Origin of the sequence: Cedecea neteri (genome assembly GCF_000758305.1) — a bacterium.
Taxonomy (GTDB): domain Bacteria; phylum Pseudomonadota; class Gammaproteobacteria; order Enterobacterales; family Enterobacteriaceae; genus Cedecea; species Cedecea neteri_C.
In genome coordinates this window covers 2388594-2407440 of sequence record NZ_CP009458.1, presented here as the reverse complement: position 1 = coordinate 2407440, position 18847 = coordinate 2388594, and the positions used below count along the sequence as shown (strand labels likewise).

19 protein-coding genes and 1 pseudogene are annotated in these 18847 nt (G+C 53.5%); 15 read left to right on the top strand and 5 right to left on the bottom strand.

Annotation, left to right across the window (positions count from 1 at the left end; genetic code table 11):
* Nucleotides 1-27: 27 nt before the first annotated feature.
* Nucleotides 28-510: a zinc ribbon-containing protein gene (locus LH23_RS11250; RefSeq protein ID WP_008456066.1), complete on the bottom strand. Its 483-nt coding sequence runs from the start codon at nt 508-510 to the stop codon at nt 28-30.
* A gap of 264 nt (nt 511-774) precedes the next feature.
* Between LH23_RS11250 and leuS the strand changes: the two genes are divergently transcribed.
* The 14 genes and pseudogenes from leuS to lipA all read left to right on the top strand — a co-directional run bounded on the left by leuS (nt 775) and on the right by lipA (nt 15898).
* The gene (gene leuS, locus LH23_RS11245) at nt 775-3357 is read left to right on the top strand and encodes a leucine--tRNA ligase (RefSeq protein WP_039291162.1); all 2583 of its coding nucleotides are present in this window, start codon (nt 775-777) and stop codon (nt 3355-3357) included.
* Between the two features lie 14 nt (nt 3358-3371).
* Complete coding sequence (gene lptE, locus LH23_RS11240; RefSeq protein ID WP_039291160.1) at nt 3372-3983, top strand: LPS assembly lipoprotein LptE; 612 nt, start codon at nt 3372-3374, stop codon at nt 3981-3983.
* A complete protein-coding gene (gene holA / locus LH23_RS11235; RefSeq protein WP_039291158.1) occupies nt 3980-5011 on the top strand; it encodes a DNA polymerase III subunit delta in 1032 nt (343 codons plus the stop codon). Before lptE ends, holA begins: the two co-directional genes overlap by 4 nt.
* Nucleotides 5004-5650, top strand: a pseudogene (nadD, locus tag LH23_RS11230) (nicotinate-nucleotide adenylyltransferase). The gene holA and the pseudogene nadD overlap by 8 nt, the downstream one beginning before the upstream one ends.
* 316 nt (nt 5651-5966) lie before the next feature.
* Nucleotides 5967-6284, top strand: coding sequence for a ribosome silencing factor (gene rsfS, locus LH23_RS11225; protein ID WP_008456058.1), 318 nt, complete (start codon nt 5967-5969; stop codon nt 6282-6284).
* A gap of 3 nt (nt 6285-6287) precedes the next feature.
* Nucleotides 6288-6758, top strand: coding sequence for a 23S rRNA (pseudouridine(1915)-N(3))-methyltransferase RlmH (gene rlmH / locus LH23_RS11220; RefSeq protein WP_008456055.1), 471 nt, complete (start codon nt 6288-6290; stop codon nt 6756-6758).
* A gap of 27 nt (nt 6759-6785) precedes the next feature.
* The gene (mrdA, locus tag LH23_RS11215) at nt 6786-8687 is read left to right on the top strand and encodes a peptidoglycan DD-transpeptidase MrdA (protein WP_039291156.1); all 1902 of its coding nucleotides are present in this window, start codon (nt 6786-6788) and stop codon (nt 8685-8687) included.
* A gap of 2 nt (nt 8688-8689) precedes the next feature.
* Entirely contained in the window at nt 8690-9802 is a 1113-nt protein-coding gene (gene mrdB, locus LH23_RS11210; RefSeq protein WP_039291154.1) for a peptidoglycan glycosyltransferase MrdB, read from the top strand.
* Between the two features lie 16 nt (nt 9803-9818).
* Complete coding sequence (gene rlpA / locus LH23_RS11205) at nt 9819-11042, top strand: endolytic peptidoglycan transglycosylase RlpA (protein WP_039291152.1); 1224 nt, start codon at nt 9819-9821, stop codon at nt 11040-11042.
* Between the two features lie 143 nt (nt 11043-11185).
* The gene (dacA, locus tag LH23_RS11200; RefSeq protein WP_039291151.1) at nt 11186-12397 is read left to right on the top strand and encodes a D-alanyl-D-alanine carboxypeptidase DacA; all 1212 of its coding nucleotides are present in this window, start codon (nt 11186-11188) and stop codon (nt 12395-12397) included.
* Between the two features lie 109 nt (nt 12398-12506).
* Entirely contained in the window at nt 12507-12770 is a 264-nt protein-coding gene (gene ybeD, locus LH23_RS11195) for a DUF493 family protein YbeD (protein WP_008456041.1), read from the top strand.
* A gap of 74 nt (nt 12771-12844) precedes the next feature.
* Nucleotides 12845-13489: a lipoyl(octanoyl) transferase LipB gene (gene lipB / locus LH23_RS11190; RefSeq protein WP_039291147.1), complete on the top strand. Its 645-nt coding sequence runs from the start codon at nt 12845-12847 to the stop codon at nt 13487-13489.
* 247 nt (nt 13490-13736) lie between these two features.
* Nucleotides 13737-14693: a YbeF family transcriptional regulator gene (locus LH23_RS11185; RefSeq protein ID WP_008456036.1), complete on the top strand. Its 957-nt coding sequence runs from the start codon at nt 13737-13739 to the stop codon at nt 14691-14693.
* A 239-nt stretch (nt 14694-14932) separates the two neighbouring features.
* The gene (lipA, locus tag LH23_RS11180; protein ID WP_039291145.1) at nt 14933-15898 is read left to right on the top strand and encodes a lipoyl synthase; all 966 of its coding nucleotides are present in this window, start codon (nt 14933-14935) and stop codon (nt 15896-15898) included.
* Nucleotides 15899-15983: 85 nt separating this feature from the next.
* On the opposite strand, the gene tatE is transcribed toward lipA, so the two are convergent.
* The gene (gene tatE, locus LH23_RS11175) at nt 15984-16190 is read right to left on the bottom strand and encodes a twin-arginine translocase subunit TatE (protein WP_039291144.1); all 207 of its coding nucleotides are present in this window, start codon (nt 16188-16190) and stop codon (nt 15984-15986) included.
* 129 nt (nt 16191-16319) lie between these two features.
* Entirely contained in the window at nt 16320-17108 is a 789-nt protein-coding gene (locus LH23_RS11170) for a deaminated glutathione amidase (RefSeq protein WP_039291141.1), read from the bottom strand.
* Nucleotides 17109-17211: 103 nt separating this feature from the next.
* On the opposite strand from LH23_RS11170, the gene crcB reads away from it, so the two are divergent.
* Nucleotides 17212-17595: a fluoride efflux transporter CrcB gene (gene crcB / locus LH23_RS11165; protein ID WP_039291139.1), complete on the top strand. Its 384-nt coding sequence runs from the start codon at nt 17212-17214 to the stop codon at nt 17593-17595.
* 217 nt (nt 17596-17812) lie between these two features.
* Here the strand turns inward: crcB and cspE are convergent, their stop codons facing one another.
* Nucleotides 17813-18022, bottom strand: coding sequence for a transcription antiterminator/RNA stability regulator CspE (cspE, locus tag LH23_RS11160; RefSeq protein WP_004100146.1), 210 nt, complete (start codon nt 18020-18022; stop codon nt 17813-17815).
* Between the two features lie 195 nt (nt 18023-18217).
* Nucleotides 18218-18787, bottom strand: coding sequence for a lipid IV(A) palmitoyltransferase PagP (gene pagP / locus LH23_RS11155; RefSeq protein WP_039291134.1), 570 nt, complete (start codon nt 18785-18787; stop codon nt 18218-18220).
* Between the last annotated feature and the right edge of the window lie 60 nt (nt 18788-18847).

Sequence of the window (18847 nt, the reverse complement as noted above, 5' to 3'; positions counted from 1 at the left end):
AAAGCCTTCCCTGCGGAAGGCTTTTTTTTAAGGCTCAAATGGCCGTCGATGAAACTGGTTATGACCGCATTTCGGGCAAACCGGCAGCACATCAGGTGTGTAAATTGCAATGTGATGGTGACAGTTTTCACACACTAAATTGCCTAACCCAACAACTTCGCCGCTGTGATACACCCCGTGATGGCTGAGATCTTTAAACACTTCCCGCCATTCAAGCTGCGTTTTGTCGGTAATGTCCGCCAGCTCTTGCCATAAGCTCTCTTTAATCACCCGCATAAAAACGCTGTCGGTGAACTCTTCCTGACTTTCCCCGTAGCTACGAGCAAACTCTTCGAGATCACGGCGCACCGCACGCGTTACCTCCTCTATCTCCGTTCGGGTCAGCTCCCCGGTGTCATTCATCTGCTTACGGGCGCTGGCAACCAGCGCATCAATATCGCGCTCCCCCTTGCGTAGCCGTTCACTCAGCGATTCGACCAGTTCCCGATAAAATTGAGCAACCTTGTTCATCGTTAGCCTGCCTCCTTGAAGGATTCCCGCATTCGCGGCGTGGTAACTGATTCTAATAGTAGACGTTAATCCGCCCACGCTTTGTTAGATTAACCACACCCTGGGTAAAAAACTGCAAGCGTTACGGAACGGTGAAATGGTCACTGAGGGCGTCGAAAGGCTGTTTTGCCGCTGTCGAATCGGCTATGCTATGGCGATCTAAACTCGAATTCATTAAAGGCTACGTTTCGTAGCCGTCTTTCATACACAGGACTACTGGCTGCCATGCAAGAGCAATACCGCCCGGAAGAGATAGAATCCAACGTCCAGCAACACTGGCAAGAGAACCGTACTTTTGAAGTGACCGAAGACGAAGGCAAAGAGAAATACTACTGCCTCTCCATGTTGCCCTATCCTTCCGGCCGACTACATATGGGCCACGTCCGTAACTACACCATCGGCGACGTTATCGCACGCTACCAGCGTATGCTGGGTAAAAACGTCCTGCAGCCGATCGGCTGGGATGCTTTCGGCCTGCCGGCTGAAGGCGCCGCGGTAAAAAACAACACCGCTCCAGCCCCGTGGACCTACGACAACATCAATTACATGAAGAACCAGCTGAAAACGCTGGGCTTCGGCTACGACTGGAGCCGCGAACTGGCTACCTGTACGCCGGAATACTACCGTTGGGAACAGCAGTTCTTCACTCAGCTGTACAACAAAGGTCTGGTTTACAAAAAAACCTCCGCGGTTAACTGGTGCCCGAACGATCAGACCGTACTGGCAAACGAGCAGGTTATTGACGGCTGCTGCTGGCGCTGCGACACCAAAGTTGAGCGTAAAGAGATCCCGCAGTGGTTCATTAAAATCACCGCCTACGCCGACGAACTGCTGAACGACCTGGATACGCTGGATCACTGGCCGGATCAGGTTAAAACCATGCAGCGCAACTGGATTGGCCGTTCCGAAGGCGTGGAAATCACCTTTGACGTACAAAACAGCGCCGAGAAGCTGACCGTTTATACAACCCGTCCTGATACCTTTATGGGTGTGACTTATCTGGCCGTTGCCGCCGGTCACCCTCTGGCGCAGCAGGCCGCAGTTAATAACCCTGCGCTTGCCGAATTCATTGAAGAATGCCGCAACACCAAAGTGGCCGAAGCCGACATGGCGACCATGGAGAAGAAAGGCGTCGCCACCGGCATTAACGCCATTCATCCGCTGACCGGCGAAAGCGTTCCGGTTTGGGTGGCCAACTTCGTGCTGATGGAATACGGCACCGGTGCCGTGATGGCCGTTCCAGGCCACGATCAGCGTGACTGGGAATTCGCCACAAAATACAGCCTGCAGATTAAACCAGTAATTCTGAATGCCGACGGCAGCGAGCCGGACCTTTCCGCCTCCGCAATGACCGAAAAAGGCGCACTGTTTAACTCTGGCGAATTCGACGGTCTGGACTTCCAACAGGCGTTCAACGCCATTGCCGATAAACTGGCCGCTAAAGGCGTGGGCGAACGTAAAGTGAACTTCCGTCTGCGCGACTGGGGCGTTTCCCGTCAGCGTTACTGGGGCGCACCAATCCCAATGGTCACCCTGGAAGACGGCACCGTGATGCCAACCCCGGAAGACCAGCTGCCGGTTATTCTGCCGGAAGACGTGGTCATGGACGGCATCACCAGCCCAATTAAAGCCGATCCTGAGTGGGCGAAAACCACCGTTAACGGGATGCCTGCGCTGCGTGAAACCGACACCTTCGACACCTTTATGGAGTCCTCCTGGTACTACGCGCGCTACACCTGCCCGCAGTACGACAAAGGCATGCTGGATTCCAAAGCCGCCAACTACTGGCTGCCGGTGGATATCTACATTGGCGGGATTGAACACGCCATCATGCACCTGCTCTACTTCCGCTTCTTCCACAAACTGATGCGCGATGCGGGCATGGTGACTTCCGACGAACCAGCCAAACAGCTGCTTTGCCAGGGCATGGTGCTGGCCGATGCCTTCTACTACACCGGCGTTAACGGCGAACGTAACTGGGTTTCTCCAGTCGACGCTATCGTTGAGCGCGATGATAAAGGCCGCATTGTCAAAGCCCGTGACGCAGAAGGCCGTGAACTGGTCTATGCTGGCATGAGCAAAATGTCGAAGTCGAAAAACAACGGCATCGACCCGCAGGTCATGGTTGAGCGCTACGGTGCAGATACCGTTCGCCTGTTTATGATGTTTGCTTCACCGGCAGACATGACGCTTGAGTGGCAGGAATCCGGCGTTGAAGGGGCCAACCGCTTCCTGAAACGCGTCTGGAAACTGGTCTACGAACACACCAACCGTGGTGCTGCACCAGCTCTGGATATTGCTGCCCTGAGCGAAGATCAAAAAGCACTGCGTCGCGATGTGCATAAAACCATTGCTAAAGTGACCGACGATATCGGCCGCCGTCAGACCTTCAACACCGCCATTGCTGCCATTATGGAGCTGATGAACAAACTGGCAAAAGCACCTCAGGACGGCGAGCAGGATCGTGCTCTGCTGAACGAAGCTCTGCTAGCCGTTGTGCGCATGCTGTATCCATTTACCCCGCACGTTTGTTTCGATATGTGGCAGTCGCTGGGCGGTGAAGGTGATGTGGATAACGCACCGTGGCCGCAGGCTGACGAGCAGGCAATGGTCGAAGACTCTCGCCTGGTTGTGGTTCAGGTTAACGGTAAAGTACGTGGTAAAGTTACCGTGCCTGCCGATGCCACTGAAGAACAAGTGCGCGAGCGCGCCGGTCAGGAACATCTGGTCGCGAAATATCTTGAGGGTGTAACCGTACGTAAAGTGATTTACGTTCCGGGTAAACTGCTCAACCTGGTTGTGGGCTAAGCGCAGGAGGAAGCGTGCGACATCCCTTTATCACCCTGTTAGTAACCCTGGCGGTGCTTGTCACCGCTGGATGTGGTTTTCACCTGCGTGGTAACACGCAGGTCCCTTCAGAGATGAAGACGCTGATCCTCAACTCTGGCGATCCTAACGGTCCGCTAACGCGTGAAATTCGTAAACAACTGCGCTTAAACGGCGTAACGATTGTTGACGATACCGGCACTGGCGTACGCAAGGATATTCCGTCCCTGCGCGTAGGCGCTTTAGGCTTGAGTCAGGACACTGCTTCAGTATTCCAGAACGGCCAGACCGCGGAATACCAGATGGTAATGACCGTCAACGCTCAGGTCCTGATCCCGGGTCACGATATTTATCCAATCAGCGCGAAGACCTACCGTTCGTTCTTTGATAACCCGCTGACTGCCCTGGCGAAAGACGCTGAGCAGGATCTGATCATCAAAGAGATGTACACCAACGTTGCCCAACAGCTGATCCGTAAACTGATGGCAGTACACGCGGCCGATCTTGCAGCAACGAAAGATGAAGTAAAGCCCGTTAGCGCTGAGAAACCTGCCGTACCTGCAGGCCGGGTGTCCACCACTCTGCCTGCAACCTCTGGTAGCAAATGATCCGACTGTATCCGGAACAACTCCACGCGCAGCTCAATGAAGGGCTGCGCGCGGCGTATCTGCTGCTAGGTAACGATCCTCTCTTATTGCAGGAAAGCCAAGATGCGGTGCGTAAACACGCCCAGCAAAACGGCTTTGAAGAACATCACACCGTTCAGATAGAAGCCTCCACGGACTGGCAGGCGTTGTTTTCGATTTGCCAGGCGCTCAGTCTTTTTGCCAGTCGCCAGACGCTGCTCTTATTGCTGCCGGAAAACGGCCCAAATGCCGCCATTAACGCACAGCTAGAAACGCTTGTGAGCCTGCTCCACGACGACATTTTGCTCCTGGTTCGCGGCAACAAACTGACCAAGGCACAGGAAAATGCGGCCTGGTTTACCCAATTGGCAAATCGCTCTGTGCTGGTAACCTGCCAGACGCCAGAACAGACCAATCTTCCCCGCTGGGTGTCTCAGCGCGCAAAACAGATGAATCTGACCCTGGACGATGCCGCCAATCAGTTGCTTTGCTACTGCTATGAAGGCAATCTGCTGGCGCTCTCTCAGGCTCTGGAAAGGCTGTCGCTCATCTGGACGGATGGTAAATTGACGCTGCCTCGTGTTGAGCAAGCCGTAAACGACGCCGCTCATTTCACGCCTTTTCACTGGGTAGATGCGCTGCTCGCCGGTAAGAGCAAACGAGCGCTGCATATATTGCAGCAACTCCGTCTGGAAGCCAGCGAGCCAGTCATTCTGCTTCGAACCCTGCAGCGCGAACTTCTGCAACTGGTCAATCTCAAACGTCAGTCAGCAACGACTCCCTTACGAACGCTGTTCGATCAGCAACGCGTGTGGCAAAACCGCCGCCAGCTGGTCACTGAAGCGCTCAGTCGTGTTTCTCCGGAGCAGCTTTATCAGGCCGTTCGTTTACTGACGCGCATCGAACTGACGCTGAAGCAAGACTACGGGCAGTCAGTCTGGGACGAGCTTGAAGGTCTTTCTTTGCTTATCTGCCATAAAGCTATACCGGAAATCTTTATTGATGCCTGACTCCTCTTTGTTGGCGCTGTACGGCGGCACCTTTGATCCTATCCATTACGGTCATTTGAAATCCGTTGAAGCCCTTGCGAGACTGGTGAAGCTAAAAAGCGTCACCATCATGCCCAATAATGTGCCTCCGCATCGCCCGCAGCCGGAAGCGAGCAGCGCGCAACGCAAAGAGATGGTTGAGCTTGCGATAGCAGACCACCCGCTTTTCACTCTGGATGACCGCGAGCTGACCCGGACGACACCGTCCTGGACCGTGGAAACGCTGGATCAGCTCCGCGCCGAACTGGGGCCCAAACAGCCGCTGGCTTTTATTATTGGCCAGGATTCACTGCTCAGTTTGCACCGCTGGCACCGTTGGGAAACGCTGCTTACTCTGTGCCATCTGCTGGTCACCCAGCGGCCCGGTTATCCGTTAACCATGGAAACGCCTGAACAGCAGGCGTGGCTCGCACAAAACGTAACGGATTCTGTCGAAATACTGCACCAGCAGCCCGCTGGCAAAATCTTTCTGGCCCCAACGCCGTTGTACGACATTTCGGCGACAACAATTCGCCAACGACTTGAGAACAATCAGCCCTGTGACGATCTGCTACCCCGGCTGTGCTGACGTTTATTCTCCAGCAAGGGTTGTATCGCTGAGCTTCCAGGCTAAGTCTGAATCATTCGGCAGAACGACAGTGAAATGCCCGGCTTTACGCTATTATCTTTTACCGGAAGCCGCAGCCATTGACACCACTCCTCAGGCTGTTATGCTCCGCTGCCATAATTTCCTGCCCGTAATCCGGCTTTTCTGAAATAGTTTTACAAAAATGGCAATGCAAACTCTGGCGCGCAATGGGATGATAGCCCGCGCTTCGCGCTGGACGGCCAATTTTTCAGCCAAAGCCACCTGCCCTGTTGGTCCAGGGTTATTTACGGGCTCAACCAAACACTCTCATTCTCTCAGGGGGAACACTTGCAGGGTAAAGCACTTCAGGATTTCATTGTCGATAAAATCGACGACCTCAAAGCCCAGGACATCATCGCGATTGATGTTAAAGGCAAATCCAGCATCACCGATTGCATGGTTATCTGCACCGGGACGTCTAACCGTCACGTCATGTCTATTGCTGAGCACGTAGTTCAATCCTCTCGTGAAGTTGGCCTGTCGCCAATGGGCGTGAAAGGCATTAACGCTTCTGACTGGGTCGTGGTCGATCTGGGCGAAATTATCGTTCACGTCATGCAGGAAGAGAGCCGTCAGCTGTACGAACTGGAAAAACTCTGGAGCTAACGGGTGAAGCTGCAACTGGTGGCCGTTGGAACCAAAATGCCTGACTGGGTGCAGACCGGCTTTACCGAGTACCTGCGTCGTTTCCCGAAAGACATGCCTTTTGAGCTGGTAGAAATTCCGGCTGGAAAACGCGGCAAAAATGCCGATATCAAACGTATCCTCGAAAAAGAGGGCGAAATGATGCTGGCCGCCGCGGGCAAAGGTAACCGAATCGTGACGCTGGATATTCCCGGTCAACCGTGGGATACCCCGCAGCTTGCCACGCAGCTCGAACGCTGGAAACAGGATGGCCGCGATGTCAGCCTGTTAATCGGTGGTCCCGAAGGGTTAGCACCAGCCTGCAAGGCCGCCGCCGAGCAAAGCTGGTCGCTCTCCACGCTAACCATGCCCCATCCGCTGGTCAGGGTACTGGTGGCGGAAAGCCTTTATCGGGCGTGGAGCATTACCACCAACCATCCTTACCATCGTGAGTAAACCTGAGCGGGTAATACTAAGCAGCGAATGAAATTACAGAATTCTTTTCGCGACTATACTGCTGAGTCTGCGCTCTTTGTGCGCCGGGCGCTGGTCGCTTTTATCGGCATTTTGCTGCTTACCGGCGTGCTGATCGCCAACCTTTATAATTTGCAGATCGTTCGCTTTAACGACTATCAGACGCGGTCCAACGAAAACCGCATCAAGCTGGTGCCCATTCCGCCCAGCCGCGGCATTATTTACGATCGTAACGGCACTCCGCTGGCGCTGAACCGCACCATCTATCAAATCGAGATGATGCCGGAGAAAGTCGATAACGTTCAGGATACGCTGGAGGCGCTGCGCCCGGTGGTTGACCTGACCGACGACGATATCGCGAATTTCAAAAAAGAGCGTGCCCGCTCGCACCGCTTCACCTCTATTGCGGTCAAAACAAACCTGACGGAAGTTCAGGTTGCCCGCTTTGCGGTAAACCAATACCGCTTCCCTGGTGTGGAAGTGAAAGGCTACAAACGCCGCTTCTATCCTTATGGCTCAGCGCTGACCCACGTCATTGGCTACGTTTCTAAAATCAACGACAAAGACGTTGAGCGCCTGGATAAAGAAGGCAAGCTGGCCAACTACGCCTCGACCCACGACATCGGCAAGCTCGGTATCGAGCGCTATTACGAAGATGTCCTGCACGGGCAAACGGGCTACGAAGAGGTCGAGGTTAACAACCGTGGCCGCGTTATCCGCCAGCTTAAAGAAGTGCCGCCTCAGGCCGGGCATGACATTTATCTGACCCTCGATCTGAAGCTGCAAACCTACATCGAAACCCTGCTCGCCGGCAGCCGTGCTGCGGTGGTCGTTACCGATCCTCGCACGGGCGGCATTCTGGCGCTGGTTTCTATGCCAAGTTATAACCCGAACCTGTTCGTCGACGGCATCTCCAGCAAGGACTACTCGGGCCTGCTTAATGACCCGAATACCCCGCTGATTAACCGCGCGACCCAGGGCGTGTACCCACCGGCCTCTACCGTGAAGCCTTATATGGCCGTCTCGGCCTTGAGCGCCGGGGTAATCACCCGCAACACCTCGCTGTTTGACCCAGGCTGGTGGCAACTGCCAGGCTCGGAAAAACGCTACCGTGACTGGAAAAAATGGGGCCACGGCCGCCTGAACGTCACAAAATCCCTCGAAGAATCGGCGGATACCTTCTTCTACCAGGTCGCCTATGACATGGGCATCGACCGAATTGGCGAATGGATGAGTAAGTTTGGCTACGGCCACCTGACGGGCATCGACCTTTCAGAAGAGCGCGCGGGCAACATGCCGACGCGCGAGTGGAAGCTGAAGCGCTTTAAAAAACCGTGGTATCAGGGTGACACCATCCCGGTCGGTATCGGCCAGGGTTACTGGACGGCCACGCCAATCCAGATGAGCAAGGCGATGATGATCCTGATAAACGACGGTATTGTTCGCGTTCCGCACCTGCTGATGAGCACCACCGAAAACGGCAAGCAGGTTCCCTGGCAGCAGCCGACTGAAGCGCCGGTGGGCGACATCCACTCTGGCTATTGGGAAATTGCTAAAGACGGGATGTATGGCGTAGCCAACAGACCTAACGGTACTGCGCATAAATACTTCGCGAATGCGCCTTACAAAGTGGCGGCGAAATCTGGTACTGCACAGGTCTTCGGCCTGAAAGCCAACGAAACGTATAACGCGCATAAAATTGCCGAACGTCTACGCGACCACAAGCTGATGACGGCGTTTGCGCCGTATGACAACCCACAGTACGCCGTAACCATGATTCTGGAGAACGGCGGCGCAGGCCCAGCCGTTGGGACCATCATGCGACAGATCCTCGACCACGTCATGTTAGGGGATAACAACACGGTACTGCCGTCTGAAGCACCGGCCGCCTCGGCCGCAGAGGATCAATAAGCATGACTGACAATCCTAATAAAAAAACAATTTGGGATAAGGTTCACCTCGACCCGACTTTCCTGGTGACCATCCTCGCGCTGCTGGTGTTCAGCGCCCTGGTGGTATGGAGCGCCAGCGGCCAGGATACGGGCATGATGGAACGTAAAATCGGCCAGATCCTGATGGGACTGGTGATCATGGTCGTCATGGCACAGATTCCGCCTCGCGTTTACGAAGGCTGGGCGCCCTACCTCTATATTTTCTGTATTATTCTGCTGGTGGCGGTTGATGCCTTTGGGGCCATATCAAAAGGGGCACAGCGCTGGCTCGACCTGGGCTTCGTGCGTTTCCAACCGTCAGAAATCGCTAAAATTGCCGTTCCGCTGATGGTTGCTCGCTTTATTAACCGCGACGTTTGCCCGCCCACGCTGAAAAACACCGGCATAGCGCTCATCCTGATCTTCATGCCGACCCTGCTGGTTGCCGCCCAGCCTGACCTGGGGACATCCATTCTGGTCGCAGCATCAGGCCTGTTTGTGCTTTTCCTGTCAGGCATGAGCTGGCGGCTTATTCTGGTTGCCGTACTGCTGGTAGCGGCCTTTGTGCCGATCCTGTGGTTCTTCCTGATGCATGATTATCAGCGCGCGCGCGTAATGATGCTGTTAGATCCAGAAAGCGATCCGCTCGGCGCGGGCTATCATATAATTCAGTCCAAAATCGCCATCGGCTCCGGCGGACTTCGCGGTAAAGGCTGGCTGCACGGCACACAGTCACAGCTGGAATTCTTGCCCGAACGCCATACGGACTTTATCTTTGCAGTGCTTGCAGAGGAGCTAGGCTTAGTCGGCATTCTGGTGCTGCTGGCGCTCTATCTGCTGCTGATCATGCGCGGCCTGTTTATTGCCGCCCGCGCGCAGACCACCTTTGGCCGGGTAATGGCTGGTGGGCTGATGCTGATCCTGTTCGTCTATGTATTTGTAAATATTGGCATGGTTAGTGGTATCTTACCGGTGGTCGGCGTACCGCTGCCGCTTGTCAGCTACGGGGGGTCAGCGCTAATCGTGCTGATGGCCGGGTTTGGTATCGTCATGTCGATACATACTCACAGAAAAATGTTATCAAAAAGCGTGTAACTGGATGAGGTGCGCAATGGGTAAGCAAAAACGGTGGGCTGGCGTCTGCATCGCAGCGGCGTTACTGGCAGCATGTTCGTCAAATGATGAGAGTCAGCAGCCGGTTAATCAGGCACCGCAGCCGGCCGTGTGCAACGGTCCAGTCGTGGAAATCAGCGGCGCTGAGCCACGCTACGAGCCGCTGAATCCGTCAGTGAACCAGGATTACCAGAACAACGGCAAAAGCTACAAAATTGTTCAGAATCCGGCAAACTTCAGCCAGGCAGGCTTTGCGGCTATCTACGATGCCGAACCCGGCAGCAACCTGACCGCCTCTGGCGAAGCGTTTGATCCTAATGCACTGACAGCAGCACACCCAACCCTGCCTATTCCAAGCTATGCGCGAATCACTAACCTCGCAAATGGCCGCATGATTGTGGTCCGCATCAACGATCGCGGCCCTTACGGCAACGATCGGGTTATCTCGTTGTCTCGTGCGGCGGCAGACAGGCTGAACACCTCGAACAATACCAAAGTCCGTATCGACCCTATTATCGTTGCACAGGATGGCACAATGTCTGGCCCGGGTACGGCCTGTACGACTATCGCCAAGCAGACCTATGCTCTGCCAGCCCGCCCAGATCTTAGCGGCGGCATGGGAAGCGCCTCCTCCCCTGCTCAGCCTGTCGCGCCGCAGGGTGATGTCCGCGCCATCAGCAATTCGACGCTGCAAAGCGCAGATACCACCGGCGCACCTGTTCAGAGCAGCGGTTTTCTCGGTGCTCCTACTCCTCTTGCGGCAGGCGTGATAGAAACACCTGATGCTCCGGCAACGGCAGCTCCTGTTACACAGCAGCCTGTCGCAGCAACAGCTGCACCAGCCGCAGCGCCTACTCCTCCAGTAGCGCCACAGCCAGGGCCGATCGTTGAGCAGCCTGCTCCAGCTGTTTCTGCGCCGGTCACCGCGCCGGGTTCAACGCAAGGTCACGTTCAGCGCAGTGTAACTGCAGCAAGCGTGCCAGCCAGTAGTGGCCGTTATGTTGTTCAGGTCGGTGCAGTGAGCGACGGCGCACGCGCCAGCCAGTGGCAGCAAAAGCTAAGCCAGCAGTTTGGCGTACCGGGCGCAGTTTCTCACAACGGTGCCGTCTATCGCGTTCAGCTTGGCCCGTTCAGCAGCCGCAATGAAGCTACAGCTCTGCAGCAGCGCCTGATGTCTGAAGCGCAACAGCAGTCATTTGTTACCAACGCTCCCGCTATGTAAAGCAATGACTGGCCTGTTTCTTGCCCGTAAATTTGTGTAAAGACCATTAACAAACTCACGCGCAAAGTCAGATGCCAGTCAAAAATGCTTTTGCTATAGTAAGGCACTTTTTTTAATTCCATCACGGACGTCGTAGTTCCATCATGAATACAGCTCCTTCTGCACGTTTTGTTAAGCGCCTGGCGCTCACCTCGGCTTTCGCTCTTGCGGCTATGGCCTCTGCTCAAGCTGACGACCTCAACATTAAAACTATGATCCCGGGCGTCCCGCAGATTGATGCAGAAGCGTATATCCTGATTGACTACAACTCAGGCAAAGTGCTGGCCGAATCAAACGCCGACGCACGTCGCGACCCGGCCAGCCTGACCAAAATGATGACCAGCTACGTCATTGGCCAGGCGATGAAAGCCGGCAAGTTCGACGACAATGCAATGGTCACCATCGGCAAAGATGCCTGGGCCACCGGTAACCCGGTGTTTAAAGGCTCCTCGCTGATGTTCCTGCAGCCTGGTATGCAGGTGCCGGTCAACAAACTGGTTCGCGGTATCAACCTGCAGTCAGGTAACGATGCCTGTGTGGCGATGGCCGACTTCGTTGCCGGTAGCCAGGATGCCTTCGTGAGCCTGATGAACGGCTACGTTTCCGCTCTGGGCCTGAAAAACACCCACTTCCAGACCGTGCACGGCCTGGATGCCGAAGGTCAGTACAGCTCTGCGCGTGATATGGCGCTGATCGGCCAGGCACTGATCCGCGATGTACCGAACGAATACGCTATCTACAAAGAAAAAGAGTTCACCTTCAACAACATTCGTCAGACTAACCGCAATGGTCTGCTGTGGGATACCAGCCTCAACGTTGATGGTATTAAAACCGGCCACACGGATGCAGCAGGCTATAACCTCGTAGCTTCCGCAACCGAAGGCCAGATGCGCCTGATCTCCGCTGTTCTTGGCGGGCACACCTACAAAGGCCGTGAAACAGAAAGCAAAAAGCTGTTGACCTGGGGCTTCCGCTTCTTTGAAACTGTTTCTCCGCTGAAAGCCGGCAAAGAGTTTGCTTCTGAGCCAGCCTGGTTTGGCGACAACGATCGTGCCTCCCTCGGCGTGGATAAAGACGTTTATCTGACCATTCCTCGTGGCCGCATGAAGGATCTGAAAGCCAGCTACGTGCTGACCACGACTGAACTGCACGCGCCGCTGCAGAAAAACCAGGTTGTCGGTACCATTAACTTCCAGTTGGATGGCAAAACCATCGAGCAGCGTCCGTTAGTCGTGCTGCAGGAAATGCCGGAAGGGAATTTCTTCAGCCGAATCATTGATTACATCAAACTGATGTTCCACCACTGGTTCGGTTAATTATTGAACACTTGAAAGTGTCGAAGTTGACCCCATATACTTAGCATCAAAGCAACTCCCGCCCGCCGGCGGGAGTTATTATTTTTATTGCCGTAACGCTGGAGCTACCATGAAAACCAAACTGAACGAACTGCTCGAATTCCCAACCTCTTTTACTTACAAAGTAATGGGCCTGGCGAAACCGGAGCTGGTTGATCTGGTCGTTGAGGTGGTGCAGCGCCACGCCCCTGGTGACTACACGCCGCAGGTTAAACCAAGCAGCAAAGGTAACTACCACTCGGTTTCTATTACCATCAATGCCACTCACATTGAACAGGTTGAAACCCTGTATGAAGAATTAGGCAACATCGAAATCGTTCGTATGGTGCTGTAATCTGAGAACCCGGCTTAGGCCGGGTTTTAGCTGTGATATACTTTCCGCCACCCTCTTCTCCCGGAGACGCTGTTTTGTCTCAAGACACTATCCTGATTCGCACTCTTGGCCTGCAGCCTTATGAACCTGTTTCGCAGGCAATGCATGACTTTACCGACACCCGTGACGACACTACGGCCGACGAGATTTGGCTGGTTGAACATCCCCAGGTCTTCACCCAGGGCCAGGCCGGTAAAGCCGAGCACGTCCTGATGCCGGGCGATATTCCCGTTGTGCAAAGCGATCGCGGCGGCCAGGTAACCTTTCACGGCCCAGGCCAGCAGGTTATGTATCTGCTGCTGAACTTAAAACGACGCAAGCTTGGCGTGCGGGAGCTGGTAACCGTCCTGGAACAAACCGTGGTTAACACGCTGGCAGAATATGGTATTGAAGCTTACCCCCGCGCCGACGCGCCGGGCGTGTATGTCGACGGACGCAAGATTTGCTCTCTGGGGCTTCGTATTCGTAAGGGATGTTCTTTCCACGGGCTGGCACTGAACATCGACATGGATTTATCCCCCTTCCTGCGGATAAATCCCTGCGGTTATGCCGGCCTGGAGATGACCCAGGTCAGCCATTTTGTCGAAGGCATCACCGTGGCGGATATTCAGCCCCGGCTGGTAGAAAACTTTATCGCCCTGCTAAACCACCCGCCGTACGAATATCGCAAAGAGAAGTAAACGTCAGGCCTGCCTCCCGCGGGCCAGACATTGCCGTTTTATCACTTTTTCGCCCACCAGTTATAATCACTAATTGGATAATTCAGTAATGTCATTATTTAAATAATATGACAGTCAGGAATGGGTTCCCATAGCTTAATTTTTCTCATTCGTGCTTGGGTTGGCAAAATAACTACGCTAATTCCCCAAAATGCTCTATTTGTATCTATAAATATAATATTCTTTATTTTTTTAGCGGAGACCTGACATGGGGCAAAACCCACTGTCTGAGAAAAAAATCGTGGATCGCGATGGTGAAAACAACTATCCCGTATTCAAGACGTTACGCAACATAGATTTGAACTTGCTGACTATTTTTGAGGCCGTCTACATTCATAAAGGCATCGTCAATGCAGCCCGAGTGCTTAATCTCACGCCCTCGGCTATCAGCCAGTCTATCCAAAAGTTGCGCTATATTTTTCCCGACCCTTTATTCATTCGCAAAGGCCAGGGCGTCACGCCGACGGCGTATGCGGCACATCTGCATGAATATATCAGCCAGGGCCTGGAATCGATTCTTGGCGCGCTGGATTTCAACAACAGCAACGATCAGCAGCGTACCATCACCATTGCCACTCAGCCGTCTATTGGGGCTTTAGTTATCCCTAAAGTCTATTCGGCGATCCGCAAGGTCAATCCAAATCTGCTTATTCGCAATGTGCCCATTAACGATGGTGAGTCCCAACTCAGCCAGTTTCAAACCGACCTGATTATCGACACCAGCCGCCACTACGCGCGTACCATCACCAGCGTACCGCTGTATCAGGAAAGTATCGCCGTGGTCTGCCGGGAAGGTCATCCCTGCCTTGAACAGCGGCTCACTCGCGAAGATCTGCAAAATATGGAGCACACTTTCCTGATCATGCAGGATGACCTGTTGCGTGACCTGCGTCAGGAGATCAGCGAGCGGCTTCCTAACAGGCAAATAGCGTTCAGCAGCTACAACTACGTCACGTTGTCCTCGCTGCTGGGCAGCAGCGATTTGCTGGGCTTCATGCCCTGGCGCCTGTACGAAATGTTCAAAGAGACCTGGAACCTGCGAGCCGTTGACTGCGATCTGTTTGCTGATAAAACAATGGAAACCAGCATGCATTTTAACAAGCTGAGCATTCGCGACACGGTTTTGCAGGAGATAATCAAAGCCATTCACACAGAGTTCGCTTGATCCTCAGTGGTTTTCACCTCTTGCCGGGCGTTTCAGAGGTGAACACCATGCTCGTTAACCTCGCATTTAGCACAAAACAACAACCCATTTACAATTCTTTCTCCATTTCACGTTGGGGTATACTGATTCTCCCTGGCCGTGATGGTATACTTCCGGCCATTAATTCAAAAATAGTTGATAGATCCTAACTTAGCTTGAATTAGCCTGACTTCATTATCCGCAACTGGAACACGCACCCTATGAGCAAACCCATTGTGATGGAACGCGGCGTTAAATACCGCGACGCCGATAAAATGGCTCTGATCCCGGTTAAAAACGTGGCGACAGAGCGCCAGGAGCTGTTGAGAAAACCAGAATGGATGAAAATTAAACTTCCGTCTGACTCAACCCGTATCCAGGGCATTAAAGCGGCGATGCGCAAAAATGGTCTGCATTCCGTTTGCGAAGAAGCCTCCTGCCCTAACCTCGCTGAATGTTTTAACCACGGCACCGCGACCTTTATGATTCTGGGCGCTATCTGTACCCGCCGCTGCCCATTCTGCGACGTCGCACATGGTCGCCCTGTTGCGCCAGATGCCAATGAGCCTGAAAAACTGGCACAGACCATCGCCGATATGGGTCTGCGCTATGTCGTGATTACTTCAGTAGACCGTGACGATCTGCGTGACGGCGGCGCCCAGCACTTTGCTGACTGCATTCGCGCTATCCGCGAAAAAAACCCAAGCATCAAAATCGAAACGCTGGTGCCTGACTTCCGTGGACGTATGGATCGTGCGCTGGATATTCTCACCGCAACGCCGCCGGACGTGTTCAACCACAACCTGGAAAACGTACCGCGCGTCTACCGCAACGTCCGCCCAGGTGCAGACTACAACTGGTCGCTGAAGCTGCTTGAGCGCTTCAAAGAAGCTCATCCGGATATCCCGACCAAATCTGGCCTGATGGTAGGCCTGGGTGAAACCAACGAAGAGATCATCGAAGTGATGCGCGACCTGCGCCGTCACGGCGTGACCATGCTGACCCTGGGCCAGTATCTCCAGCCAAGCCGTCACCACTTACCGGTGCAGCGTTACGTTAGCCCGGACGAGTTTGAAGAGATGAAAGCCGAAGCGCTGGCAATGGGCTTCACCCACGCCGCCTGTGGCCCGTTTGTTCGCTCTTCCTATCACGCCGATCTGCAGGCAAAAGGTATGGAAGTGAAGTAACAACCGTTACATCTTGTTACTTATAAACTGACAACCATAAAAAAACCGGCCATTTTGAGCCGGTTTTTTATTTTGCAGTCGTCATTCAGTCTTTATGAACGATGCGCTGTTCTGCAGTGGCTTCAGCTTCGGTATCGGGCTTTTTGCCACTGTCGTCTTCAGCCATCGCTTTCTTAAAGCCTTTGATGGCAGAACCGAGATCGCCGCCCAGCGTGCGCAGCTTCTTGGTACCAAACAGCAATACGATCAGCGCGCCGACAACCAGCAGCTTAGTAATACTAATCTCTCCCATACCTACCTTCTTTTGTGATGCGTGCCGTGGCAACGGCGAATAAAAGACCTGATTGCATTAACGGATATTTATCCGGGCGACACAATAGCAATCTGTAACAAGGTGAATCAAGGCTTGTTTAAAAAAACATCATAACATTTGCGGCGGCGCAAACCTCCGGTTAAGCAGTACCGGCAGCATTTGCCTGACCGCCGCGACTCGTTCTGTGTTTATCTCGGCAAAAATCAGATCAGGCACCTCGGCTGCCGCAGCAACGGTCACGCCCAGCGGGTCAATGATCCGGCTCTGGCCGATATTTTTATTGCCACACTCTCCAGAAGCAACCATATAGCACGTAGTATCCAACGCGCGAGCGGCGAGAAGCGTCGCCCAGTGAGCCTCTTTATGCGGGCCTTTTAGCCACGCCGCGGGCAGAACCAGAACCTCTGCCCCACTAAGCGCAAGACTCAACGCCATATCAGGAAAACGAAGGTCGTAGCAGGTCATCAGCCCGACGTTCATGCCGGCAACCTTAATCAAAGGTGCCTGGCTTGCTCCGGCATCCACCAGCCGGGACTCCTGAACGCTGAAAGCATCATACAGATGAACCTTCCGGTAATTCGCCACAATCTCACCGCCGCGAATGGCCAGCAAGGTGTTTGCCGCCCGACCATCACGGGTAGGGACATGCAGCGTTAGCACCGTTGTCATCTCGTTCTTTCGGCTTTCAGCCCGCAGCTGTTGTACATAGCCGCCATCCAGCGTCTGTGCTGACTTGACTGACATATCCGGATCGGTATCACTCCGGGCTAACACCGCCTCAGGTAAAACGAGCAAATCGGCCCCTTTGCCTGCCGCTTGCGCCATCAGGCTGACGCAGGTTGCCGCATTTTCCTGCCAGACTGGCCCCACCACAAACTGCCCGACCGCCACCTTCATATTCGCCTCGCCGTTCAAAGGATTAATTACAGCACATTGGGTATAAATCTCCCGGCCTGAACGCTACACTTTTCCCATTGCTGATGTTTAATAAGGATTAATCGTGATTCAGATGCTATTCGCCGTCTTTATCGGCGGCGGGATGGGCAGCGTAGCACGCTGGTTTCTCAGTATGAAGTTCAATCCAATGCACATGGGCGTTCCCATTGGGACGCTAATCGCCAATCTGACCGGGGCGTTTATCATCGGCCTTGGGCTGGCGCTGTTCAGCCGCTTCAGTCACGTTGACCCGATGTGGAAGCTGCTGATAACCACCGGTTTCTGTGGCGGTCTGACAACGTTTTCGACGTTTTCTGCAGAAGTCGTTTTGCTGCTGCAGGATGGGCGTTTGATCTGGGCTGGCACGAACGTCCTGCTCAACCTGGCAGGCTCGTTTATCATGACCGCGCTCGCATTTTGGCTGGTTTCTCTCTTCGTTACCCAATAAGCCCTGAGGCATTAATGTTAGCTTAATTTTTCTCTGCCACTATCCCAGCCATATCTTTGGGGGAGCGGGCAATGAAAGAGCAAATAACCGGCTGGGAGAGCGTGTTGATAAGCGTCGTTATCGTTGGACTGTTTTTGAAAACGTATCTGTTTGCCTGACAAATCACAGGCAAAAAAAAACCCGCCTTGGCGGGTTTTTATATTCTACTGGTAATGACTTAGATAGGCATTACGTTTGCAGCAGAAGGGCCTTTGGCACCGTTAGTGATTTCAAACTCAACGCGCTGGCCTTCAGCCAGGGTTTTGAAACCATTGCTCTGGATTGCAGAGAAGTGTACGAACACGTCTTTGCTGCCATCTTCCGGAGTAATGAAGCCGAAGCCTTTGGATTCATTAAACCACTTAACGTTACCTTTAATCTTAGACATCAAAATTACCTTTACATGAAAAAACGACACAAATGCTGTGTCGGGCATCAGTACAACAATTGTGGTGGCTTTTGTCCAGTCCAGAATTGCTAAAAAGTGATAAAAGTCGCTAACTTTTTACTAGCTTGCGCATTACACCTTGTTTTTAAAGGGGTATAAAAACCCTCAGTTTTCACCGACTTCAGGACTATACAATCAGAACTGGAAACGCATCCACGCAAAGTAGACGTTACCGTTGTTATAGGTGCCTGGAATGTAGGTCATCTGGAAGGTTGCCGGGCCGTAGCCAATAGACGCCAGCGGCAGCACAACCGGGATTGGGATGTATTTCCAGTTGTCGCGGGCAGTAACACCCACGGTATAACCCAGTCCCATATGGAAGTTATCGTCACTCAACGGCCGCCAGGTTTTCTCCCAACCGTAACCGCCGATAGGCTCCCATTTGTTAAAAGAGTCCTTGAACGCCATCAGATAGATGCCGTTCCAGTTACCTTCCTCATCCCAGCGGGATTGGCCAAAACCTGCGCCCCACGGTCGTTCGTTATAGCGATCCGTTTTTTCTTTGTCATAGGCAAAGCGGGCGTGCCAGGTAATCGCCGGCACGTAAAGGTCATAATGTTCTGGTTCGTTCCAGGTTTTAGATACCTGGCCGGAGAAGGTTTCCCATGCGTTGCTGAAAAAGCCGTCTTCCGCAGCAGCAGAAGCGCTCAGCCCAAGCGTGCAAACAAAAATCAAAATTGAGAACAGTTTATTCGCGTAAGTCACGTCGTTATTACCATATTAAAATTCGACAAGTACCTTACGAAATTATATCTCAATGGAAGC

Excerpts from the sequence above, each read along its gene's own strand:
- mrdB (WP_039291154.1), top strand. The coding sequence starts at position 8,690 with ATGACTGACAATCCTAATAAAAAAACAATTTGGGATAAGGTTCACCTC.
- dacA (WP_039291151.1), top strand. The coding sequence starts at position 11,186 with ATGAATACAGCTCCTTCTGCACGTTTTGTTAAGCGCCTGGCGCTCACC.
- cspE (WP_004100146.1), bottom strand. The coding sequence starts at position 18,022 with ATGTCTAAGATTAAAGGTAACGTTAAGTGGTTTAATGAATCCAAAGGC.
- leuS (WP_039291162.1), top strand. The coding sequence starts at position 775 with ATGCAAGAGCAATACCGCCCGGAAGAGATAGAATCCAACGTCCAGCAA.
- tatE (WP_039291144.1), bottom strand. The coding sequence starts at position 16,190 with ATGGGAGAGATTAGTATTACTAAGCTGCTGGTTGTCGGCGCGCTGATC.
- rlpA (WP_039291152.1), top strand. The coding sequence starts at position 9,819 with ATGGGTAAGCAAAAACGGTGGGCTGGCGTCTGCATCGCAGCGGCGTTA.
- holA (WP_039291158.1), top strand. The coding sequence starts at position 3,980 with ATGATCCGACTGTATCCGGAACAACTCCACGCGCAGCTCAATGAAGGG.
- ybeD (WP_008456041.1), top strand. The coding sequence starts at position 12,507 with ATGAAAACCAAACTGAACGAACTGCTCGAATTCCCAACCTCTTTTACT.
- LH23_RS11170 (WP_039291141.1), bottom strand. The coding sequence starts at position 17,108 with ATGAAGGTGGCGGTCGGGCAGTTTGTGGTGGGGCCAGTCTGGCAGGAA.
- lipA (WP_039291145.1), top strand. The coding sequence starts at position 14,933 with ATGAGCAAACCCATTGTGATGGAACGCGGCGTTAAATACCGCGACGCC.
- LH23_RS11250 (WP_008456066.1), bottom strand. The coding sequence starts at position 510 with ATGAACAAGGTTGCTCAATTTTATCGGGAACTGGTCGAATCGCTGAGT.
- LH23_RS11185 (WP_008456036.1), top strand. The coding sequence starts at position 13,737 with ATGGGGCAAAACCCACTGTCTGAGAAAAAAATCGTGGATCGCGATGGT.
- mrdA (WP_039291156.1), top strand. The coding sequence starts at position 6,786 with ATGAAATTACAGAATTCTTTTCGCGACTATACTGCTGAGTCTGCGCTC.